Genomic DNA, 2791 nt, shown 5'->3' on the forward strand with positions numbered 1-2791 from the left:
TCTTGAGTATATTGACCGCATAGATCAACAAGTTAAATTGAGGGGATTTAGAATTGAATTAGGAGAAATTGAAAGTATTTTAAGCAATCACGATGCAATTTCAAGTGTAGTTGTTAATGTTTATGAGGAAAATGAGAATAAAAAATTAATAGCATATATTGTACCAAAATATAGACATGAGATGCAATGGGATTTTCTTTATGATTATATGAAAAAACATGTACCAGATTATATGATACCAGCAAAGTTTGTAGTATTAGAAGAACTTCCATTAACTCCAAATGGGAAAATTGATAGAAGACGGTTACCAAAACCAATATTTAGTGGGGATGATCAGAAATTTGCAGAACCAATAACTGATTTGGAGAAAGAAATTGCAATGATTTGGGGCGAAGTATTGGGATATAAGAAGGTTAGCATGAAAGATAATTTCTTTAAAAGTGGTGGAGAATCTTTACTAGCAACAAAATTTATTTCGCTAGTAAGAAACAAATTGAAAATAGAATTACCATTAAAGCTGATATTTGAAGTTACTACCTTAGAAGAATTTGTTTTGTTTGTGAAGCAAGAACTAGAGTTGGAGCAAGATAAAGAGTTGATAGATTTACTAAAAGATTTAGAGGATACAGATGAAATGATGTCAGATAAAGTATTATCAATATTAATTAATCATCAAGAGTAGATAATTTATTAATTTCAGAAGAGTTGTATATTACGAAATATACTTTTAAATAATGGAGGTGCGTTTATGGAAGGAAAGGAAGATTTGTTTGCAAAATTAGAATCATTATCCCCAGAGAAGAAAAAATTTTTAATGAATCGATTAAAACGGAATAGCCCTAAAAATATTATGAAAAAGAGGAGGGAAAGTGACCTTCCTGTTCTATCTTTTGCTCAGCAAAGACTTTGGTTTTTTGATCAATTAGAACCCGGTTCTTCAACGTATAATATGCCGTTTCTTCTGAAGATAGAAGGAGACTTTGATATTAATGTTTTTGAAAAAAGTTTAAATGAAATTATACAAAGACATGAAATTTTACGCACTACTTTTTTATTAATGGACGAGCAGCCAATCCAAATTGTAAATCCAAATTTATCAATACAAGTTAAATATGTTGATCTTCAGGCGTACTCTAAAGAGGAAAGACAAAAAATATCTGATGAACAGATAAAAAAGGTTTCAAAAAAACCTTTCAATCTTGAGATAGGTCCCCTTGTACGTGCAAATATTTGGCAATTAGAAGAAAAAGAATATCGGATGTTGCTAAATATGCATCATATTGTCGGAGATGGATGGTCTGTTGGAATTTTAATCCAAGAAATTTCGAATGTTTATAATGCATTTATTAAAGGAAATAACTCCCCTTTATTACCATTAACAATGCAATATACTGATTTTTCTATTTGGCAAAAGGGATGGTTGCAAGGTTCCAAGCAACAAGAACAATTGAATTATTGGAAAAAACAATTGAGTGGCAATCTACCTGTGCTTGATTTACCAAGGGATTTTTCAAGACCTAATAAAGCAACATATAATGGAGACGAAGAATATATCACAATTCCTAAAGGGTTAGTAGAGAAATTAAGAACCTTATCCCAACAGGAGGGTGGTACATTGTATATGCTGTTATTAGCGGCGTATAATACTTTGTTATATAAATATAGTAAACAAGAAGATATTATTGTAGGTACACCAATTGCAAATCGAAATCATTTGGAAATTGAACCATTAATAGGTTTTTTTGTAAATACGTTAGCATTGCGTACTAGAGTGAGAAAAGAAATGTGTTTTAGGGAACTACTACAAGAAGTAAAACAAACATGCCTAGGAGCATATTCAAATCAAGATATCCCATTTGAAAATATTGTTGCAGAAATTGTATCAGAACGTCAGAGTAATAGCTCTGTACTTTTTCAAACTGTTTTTGCTTTAGAGAAACAAACACAAAATATAATTGAAATGTCAGGTGTAAAAGTTAAGCCTGAGAAATTAAATATTAATGTTGCAAAGTTTGATTTGACCTTATCTATGATTGAGGAGGAAGATAAGGTATCTGGAACTTTTAACTACAACACTGGTCTATTTAGAAAAAGTACCATTCAACGTATTTCAAAACATTATCTGTCTATATTAGAACAGGTAATTGAAAATCCTAACATAAAATTAAACCAATTATCATTAATAAACAAAGAAGAATTAAATCAAATGATTAAAAGGGAACATAATGTAATAAAAAATTTACAGATAGAAACCACTCTACCTGAACTATTTGAAGAACAGGTCAAAAAAGTACCGAACAATATAGCGGTACAATACGGGGATGCTTCATTAACTTATGATGAATTAAATACAAAAGCTAATCAGTTAGCTCATTATTTAAAAGGTCAAGGGGTAGGTCCAGAAGTTATGGTAGGTATTTCCATGGAACGTTCTTTAGATCTAATTATAGGAATTTTTGGGGTTTTAAAGGCAGGTGGAGCATATGTACCAATTGATCCAAATGCTCCATCAGCCAGAATTCATTATATGTTAGAAGATTCTATGGTACCAATTGTTCTTTCCCAACAGGGCTTATCTAATAAAATCCTTAAAGATAAAGTGAAGGTTATTTGTTTAGATACGGACTGGAATGAAATTGAAAAAATGAGGACTTCGGATTTAATAGGGGAAGTTCAAGTTTATAATCTAGCTTATGTAATTTATACTTCAGGATCTACTGGAAAACCAAAAGGAGTCATGGTCCCACATAAAGGATTAACAAATTATTTAAATTGGTGCACTCAAAATTAT

The 2791-nt window shown here is 30.7% G+C and carries 2 protein-coding genes; both read left to right on the forward strand.

From position 1 onward, the window contains the following. On the forward strand, positions 1-682 hold a 682-nt coding region (locus CER22_RS30815; RefSeq protein ID WP_256943777.1), incomplete at its 5' end, for an AMP-binding enzyme. Positions 683-748: 66 nt separating this feature from the next. Continuing rightward, positions 749-2791: non-ribosomal peptide synthetase (locus tag CER22_RS30820; protein ID WP_142293616.1), on the forward strand; the 2043-nt coding region annotated here is incomplete at its 3' end.

The sequence above is a fragment of the Bacillus sp. K2I17 genome (genome assembly GCF_002209985.1).
GTDB lineage: Bacteria > Bacillota > Bacilli > Bacillales > Bacillaceae_G > Bacillus_A > Bacillus_A wiedmannii.